This window comes from Flavobacterium sp. (assembly GCF_041392005.1).
GTDB lineage: Bacteria > Bacteroidota > Bacteroidia > Flavobacteriales > Flavobacteriaceae > Flavobacterium.
This window is the reverse complement of sequence record NZ_JAWKMX010000042.1, coordinates 1-6,563: the sequence shown is the minus strand read 5'-3', so window position 1 is coordinate 6,563 and position 6,563 is coordinate 1. Positions and strand designations below refer to the sequence as shown.

Annotated in this window: 7 protein-coding genes; 4 read left to right on the top strand and 3 right to left on the bottom strand. The window is 32.8% G+C overall.

Features of this window, described 5'->3' with window-relative positions; genetic code table 11:
- Positions 1-404, top strand: a 404-nt coding sequence (locus R2808_RS11310) for a S1 RNA-binding domain-containing protein (RefSeq protein ID WP_371271115.1), incomplete at its 5' end; no start/stop codon positions are given.
- Between the two features lie 77 nt (positions 405-481).
- On the opposite strand, the gene R2808_RS11305 is transcribed toward R2808_RS11310, so the two are convergent.
- Positions 482-2,299 (bottom strand): chloride channel protein, encoded by a 1,818-nt coding sequence (locus tag R2808_RS11305; RefSeq protein WP_371269660.1) that lies wholly within the window; start codon positions 2,297-2,299, stop codon positions 482-484.
- A gap of 45 nt (positions 2,300-2,344) precedes the next feature.
- The gene (locus R2808_RS11300; protein WP_371269659.1) at positions 2,345-2,932 is read right to left on the bottom strand and encodes an ACP phosphodiesterase; all 588 of its coding nucleotides are present in this window, start codon (positions 2,930-2,932) and stop codon (positions 2,345-2,347) included.
- Between the two features lie 89 nt (positions 2,933-3,021).
- Here R2808_RS11300 and glmM point away from each other — a divergent pair, with 89 nt between their 5' ends.
- Positions 3,022-4,410, top strand: a complete 1,389-nt coding sequence (gene glmM, locus R2808_RS11295) for a phosphoglucosamine mutase (RefSeq protein ID WP_371271114.1) — start codon at positions 3,022-3,024, stop codon at positions 4,408-4,410.
- A gap of 4 nt (positions 4,411-4,414) precedes the next feature.
- Here glmM and R2808_RS11290 read toward each other — a convergent pair whose 3' ends face one another.
- Positions 4,415-5,224, bottom strand: coding sequence for an alpha/beta hydrolase (locus tag R2808_RS11290; protein WP_371271113.1), 810 nt, complete (start codon positions 5,222-5,224; stop codon positions 4,415-4,417).
- A gap of 143 nt (positions 5,225-5,367) precedes the next feature.
- On the opposite strand from R2808_RS11290, the gene R2808_RS11285 reads away from it, so the two are divergent.
- The gene (locus tag R2808_RS11285; protein ID WP_371269658.1) at positions 5,368-5,793 is read left to right on the top strand and encodes a DUF5606 domain-containing protein; all 426 of its coding nucleotides are present in this window, start codon (positions 5,368-5,370) and stop codon (positions 5,791-5,793) included.
- A gap of 115 nt (positions 5,794-5,908) precedes the next feature.
- A partial coding sequence (gene mazG, locus R2808_RS11280; RefSeq protein WP_371271112.1) for a nucleoside triphosphate pyrophosphohydrolase occupies positions 5,909-6,563 on the top strand: 655 nt, incomplete at its 3' end.

Genomic DNA, 6,563 nt, shown 5'->3' with positions numbered 1-6,563 from the left:
GTAAATTATCATTAGGTCATAAACAAACTACAGAAAACCCTTGGGATAAACACGAAGAAGCTTTTGCTGTTGGAACTATCCACAACGGAACAATCGGAGAAATGGTTGACAAAGGTGCAACTGTAGATTTCGGTGACGATGTTGTTGCTTTTATTCCTACTCGTCATTTAGAACAAGAAGACGGTAAAAAATTGAAAAAAGGCGATACTGCCGATTTCAAAATTATCGAATTCAACAAAGAATTTAAAAGAGTTGTAGCTTCTCATACGGCTATTTTCCGTGAAGAAGAAGAAAAAGCAATTAAAGAAGCAGCTGAAAAAACTACCGCTAACGTAGAAAAAACTACTTTAGGCGATATTGATGCTTTAGCTGAATTAAAAGAGAAAATGGAAAAAGGAAAATAATTTTCCCTTCATTTAATCATAAAAAAATCCCGATTATAATTTATAATCGGGATTTTTCTTTTTACCTATTTAGTTTTTTATTCAATAATCATGGCTTTTAGCTTTTCTCTATACTTTTCTAAAATTCGTATTTTAGATATGAAACCAACAAATACACCATTCTTTATTACAGGAAGTACATCTTCTTGCGAAGCATCAAACTTGTCCATAATCGCATCAATACTCTCATTAAAAAAAACAATTTCTTTTGGAGGCTGCATAACTTCTTTTGTACTTGTATAACGTATTGTAAAATTTGAAAACAAAACCGATCGAATAGCATCGATATTTATAATTCCTAAAAGTTGCTTATCGTTATTCACAACAGGAAATAAAAATTGCTTGGTTTGCTGGCTAATATTATGAAGCTCTAGTAACGAATTGGATTCGGAAATAACTTTAATATGCGTATCAATAAATTGCGAAGTTTCTAATGAATTTAGTATGTTTTTATCTTTATCATTTGTATATACATCGCCTTTATAAGCTAAATCTTTAATATCGAACGAATACGGTTCAAATCGTTTCGAAATAGCAAAGCTTATAGAAGAAACAATCATTAACGGCACCATAAGATTATAACCACTAGTAATTTCTGCAATTAAGAAAATAGCCGTTAATGGTGCGTGAAATAAACCACTTAAAATGCCAGCCATTCCTACTAATGTAAAGTTGCTAACCGAAACATTATCGGTTATTCCTATAAGGTTAATTAATTTTGCTACTACAAAGCCTAAATAGGAACCTACAAACAACGAAGGTGCAAAATTGCCACCATTTCCGCCCGAACCTAGTGTAAGTCCGGTTGCATATACCTTAATAAGCATAGTAGCGCCCACAAATGCTAGTAAAACCCACTGGTTGTTTTTAAAATCTTGTAAAATGGTATTGTTTAAAATAGTTTCAGGATGTTGATTGGCGAGTATTTTTATACTTTCGTACCCTTCGCCAAAAAGTGTAGGGAAAAAGAAAATTAGAATGGCTAAAATAGATGCTCCAAAAAAAGCTTTTTTATAGGAGCTTTTTCTTTTGTGAAACCATTTTTCTATTTTTCTAAAAGTTCGGGCATAATTTATAGAAACAAACCCCGAGAGCAAACCTAATAGAATATAATAAGGAATGTTATGATAATCGAAAACTTCGCCTTGTTTAAAATTAAGCAAAATATCTTCATTAAGTACAACAGCCGAAACCAAAGCGCCTGTTGCCGCACTTATCATAATAGGTATAAAAGCAGTAATACTAATTTCGGCTAAAACCACTTCAATAGCAAATAAAACACCCGCAATGGGTGCGTTAAAAGCGGCCGAAATTCCAGCAGCAACGCCACACGCTAAAAGTAAAATTCTATCTTTAGAACTTAAGCGGTAGTTTTGCGCATAATTACTGCCAAATGCAGCTCCTGTAACAGTAATAGGCGATTCTAAACCAGCACTTCCACCCATACCTACGGTAAATGAACTCGTAATTATTTGCGAATACATTTGTTTTCGAGGCATTATACCGCCTTTTTTAGCTATTGCATGTAAAATAGCACCCGATCCTTTTTGTATAGAACCATCTAAGAACTTTTTAATAATAAAAACCGTTAGTAAAATGCCAATTATTGGAAAAATACTATTGCTATACGGCAGGTGCAAAAAACTGTCTAAATATTGCGCGAAATTATAAACCGAATGCGCAAAAAACTTTAATACAATTACGGCTAAAGCTGATGAAATACCAACAAGCACACACGAAACATAAATAAATTGCCGCGGTGTAATTAACGATTTTATTAAAAATAAAAACTGTTCAAATCGTTTAAAAGTTTTATACAAAAAACGAACAATTTTATTTTTTTTTCTAGTAGGCATTGTGTCAATTTCAAATAAAAAACAAAGTTACTTTTAATTGAAATGCTACCCAAGTTCTTTTAGTTTTTCTTTGCACATTTTTTCTATTTCAACCATAAATTCAAAAAATTCACTTTCAAATTCTAAGTAAAACTCTTGTACTTCACTTATCGCTTCACTCATGTCTATTGTATAGTTTATTCTGCGACTCATTTGCCATAAAATGGTTTGTAAACCATCTAAAGTAACATACGATTCTAACCAATTTTGATCAATCATAAATGGAACTAATCGTTGTGTTTTTACAGGTAAAAGTGAACTGTTTTTCGAAATAGATTGATAAAAACGCAATACAAAATCAGATAAATTTTCAGTTGAAAACCGATTCCAATTTTTAGCCAAATAGTGGTCATAAACTACATCCATAATAATACCCGAGTAATGCCCGTATTTTTTATGTAACCGATGTTTACTTTTTCTGTATATTTCATTGGTATCGGTAAACGAATCAATGGCTCGGTGTAGTAAAATGCCCTTTTGTAAATCGCCAGTGTACTCTAAATAGTTATTCCCTTTTATACTATCGGCCATAAAATTGCCAATTTTGAGCATTTCGTTGTCGCCAGATAAATAGATGTGTGCCAAAAAATTCATTATTTAAAACTTAAAATGCTAGTAGTTTAAAGGTCAATTAGTATATTTGTTTGCAATTTAAAATTTAAAATTCATAACGCATAATTTATATGACATTAATAAAATCAATTTCAGGAATTCGTGGAACAATTGGCGGAAACGTAGGCGATAATTTAACACCAGTAGATGCGGTAAAATTTGCTTCGGCTTACGGAATGTTTTTAAAACAAGCAAAACCAAACAAGCGATTAAAAGTTTGCATTGGTCGCGATGCTCGAATTTCGGGTCCAATGATTCATAATTTAGTAGTGAATACTTTAATAGGTTTAGGAATTGATGTTATTGATTTAGGACTTTCTACAACACCAACCGTTGAAGTTGCCGTACCACTTGAACAAGCCGATGGCGGTATTATTCTTACGGCTTCGCATAATCCAAAACAGTGGAATGCGCTAAAATTGTTAAACGAAAAAGGCGAATTTTTAAGTGGCGCCGATGGTGCTATAATTTTAGAAATAGCCGAAAAGGAAGCGTTCGATTTTGTTGAGGTAGATAATTTAGGCGAAATTACTGAAAATGATGCGTATATGGATATTCACATTGATGAAGTGCTAAATTTACCTTTGGTCGATGTAAATGTTGTTAAACAAAAGAAATTTAAAGTTGTAGTTGACGGTGTAAATTCGTCGGGTGGTATTATTATTCCTAAAGTTTTAGAGCAAATGGGAGTAGAGGTTGTAAAATTGTATTGCGAACCTAACGGGCATTTTCCGCACAATCCAGAACCATTGAAAGAGCATTTGGGCGATATTTGTAAATTGGTTGTTGAAGAAAAAGCCGATTTCGGAATTGTAGTAGATCCTGATGTAGATCGTTTAGCGTTTATTTCAAACGATGGAGAAATGTTTGGCGAAGAATATACCTTGGTTGCCATTGCCGATTATGTATTGAGCAAAACACCAGGAAATACGGTTTCAAATATGTCGTCTTCTCGCGCATTGCGCGATATTACCGAAAAACATAACGGAAGTTACCAAGCTAGTGCTGTAGGCGAAGTAAACGTGGTAGAATTAATGAAGAAAACCAATGCCATTATTGGTGGCGAAGGCAATGGCGGAATTATTTACCCAGAAATTCATTATGGTCGCGATGCGGTTGTGGGTGTTGCATTATTCTTAACGTATTTAGCCAATCAAGAAAAAACGGTGGCTGAGTTGCGAGCAAGTTATCCGCAATATTTTATGAGTAAAAATAAAATTGAGTTAACGCCACAAATTGATGTAGATGGTGTATTGAAAACCATGACCGAAAAATATGCGAATGAAAATATTTCTACCATTGATGGCGTAAAAATCGATTTTCCTACCGAATGGGTACATCTTCGTAAATCGAATACCGAACCAATAATTCGTATTTATACCGAAGCACCAACACAAAAAGAAGCCGATGCTTTAGCTAAACGTTTTGTTAGCGAATTAAAAACTATTGCTGGACTTTAAATTTTTAATTTAAAGTCCAAATTATAGCTTTTTCTTTAGTTGCTCTAAAAATAGTTGTATGTTTCTCTGAAGGTTCATCAGTATATTTCCATTTTAAATTCGGATAATTTTTAGTTTTAAAAATAGTAGCGAGTTCATTTGTATAAGGCGAAATATCGGTTGCGCTAGAACCAGCAAACCAAAGTTTTTTTTCATTTAAAGGTAACTTTTTTAAATGCTCATTTGCTTTGCGAACCAAATAATGATTGTTCCACCACAGCGATGGGTCAAATGCTATGTAATTATCAAACATTTCAGGTTCTAAAAAAAAGGTTTCCATAACAAAAAGTCCCGATAACGACTCGCCAATAATACTTTTTTTATTTGTTGTACGGTAGCGTTTGGCTATTTCAACAAAAAGTTCATTTTTAATAAAAGCTCTAAAATTTTCCGATCCGCCAATAACTGGTGCAATTTCTTTGTCTTTTTCAACTTCCGTAAAACCACTTAAATCTCTTCGTCTTTCGGTATTTTCTATACCTACTAAAATTATAGGTTTAATTTTGTTTTCTTGTATAAGTTCTGCCAATGTATTCGCTATATGAGGAAAGTCTTCTTTTATACCACCATCGGCCATATACATAACGGGTAAAGAATCTAGGCTTGTGTTGTAGTTTGCAGGTGTCCATACATTAATAACACGTTTTTCATGTACCAGTTCCGATTGTAACGTAAATGTATCGTGTTTAGGAATAATATCTACAGTTTGCGATGTTTTTGAACAACTGGTAAAAATTACTGTTGCTACAAATAGTGTATAAATTATATTTTTCATGGTTCTATTATAATTTAAATTTGAATTGAAATATTTTAATACGAATATAAAAAATAATTGGAAAGTTAAAATATTAAAAATTTAAACGATTAGTTTTATAACTTTCAACAAAATTATATATTTGCTGTCCTTAAATAAAAAATATGAGTGTTCAAAAAATATTAGCCATTTCTGGCAAGCCAGGTTTATACGAGTTAAAATTGCAAACCCGTACAGGCTTTGTAGCCGAGTCGTTATTAGATGGAAAACGAATTACAGTAGGAATGCGTAGCAACGTTAGTTTACTTTCTGAAATTGCAGTTTATACGTATTCGGAAGAAATTCGTTTGTTCGATGTTTTTAAAGCTATTGCAACTAAAGAAAATGACGGATTAGCAATTTCTCACAAAGAAAACGACGATAAATTACGATCGTACTTTAGAGAAATTTTACCCGAGTTTGATGAAGATAGAGTATATACATCAGATATTAAAAAAGTACTAAATTGGTACAATACCTTACAACCAAAAGGTTTGGTAACGGTTGAAGCTTTATCGAAAGAAGACGCTAAAGAAGAAACAGCCGAGTAATACTTAGTAATTATATGTCAAAATCCTGCGTTTTAAATGCGGGATTTTTTATTTTTATATTTTACCTTTACCTGTTAACTAAACTTGTTTCAGTTTTTAACTATAAATTTTTAAAATGAACTCACGCCAACAACAACTCCAAGCCTTTGATAGATTGTTAACTATTATGGACGATTTACGTGAGAAATGTCCTTGGGATAAAAAGCAAACTTTAGAAAGTCTTCGCCATTTAACTATTGAAGAAACATACGAACTGGGCGATGCCATTCTCGATAATAATTTGCAAGAAATTAAAAACGAATTAGGCGATTTGTTGTTGCATATTGTGTTTTATGCCAAAATAGGTAGCGAAAGTAACGATTTTGACATAGCCGATGTAGCCAATGCTATTTGCGATAAATTAATAGAAAGACATCCGCATATTTATGGCGATGTAGTGGTAGCAAATGAAGAAGAAGTAAAGCAAAACTGGGAAAAACTAAAATTAAAAGAAGGAAAAAAATCGGTTTTAGAAGGCGTGCCTAAAAGTTTGCCAGCATTAGTAAAAGCAAGCCGTATTCAAGATAAAGTAAAAGGCGTAGGTTTCGATTGGGAAGAGCCGCACCAAGTTTGGGATAAAGTACAAGAAGAGTTACAAGAACTACAAGTAGAAGTAGAAAATAACAATCAAGATAAAATTGAAGCTGAGTTTGGCGATGTTTTATTTTCGATGATTAATTATGCCCGATTTTTAAAAGTAAATCCTGAAAACGCTTTAGAACGAACCAATA

Excerpts from the sequence above, each read along its gene's own strand:
- R2808_RS11300 (WP_371269659.1), bottom strand. The coding sequence starts at position 2,932 with ATGAATTTTTTGGCACACATCTATTTATCTGGCGACAACGAAATGCTC.
- R2808_RS11290 (WP_371271113.1), bottom strand. The coding sequence starts at position 5,224 with ATGAAAAATATAATTTATACACTATTTGTAGCAACAGTAATTTTTACC.
- glmM (WP_371271114.1), top strand. The coding sequence starts at position 3,022 with ATGACATTAATAAAATCAATTTCAGGAATTCGTGGAACAATTGGCGGA.
- R2808_RS11305 (WP_371269660.1), bottom strand. The coding sequence starts at position 2,299 with ATGCCTACTAGAAAAAAAAATAAAATTGTTCGTTTTTTGTATAAAACT.
- R2808_RS11285 (WP_371269658.1), top strand. The coding sequence starts at position 5,368 with ATGAGTGTTCAAAAAATATTAGCCATTTCTGGCAAGCCAGGTTTATAC.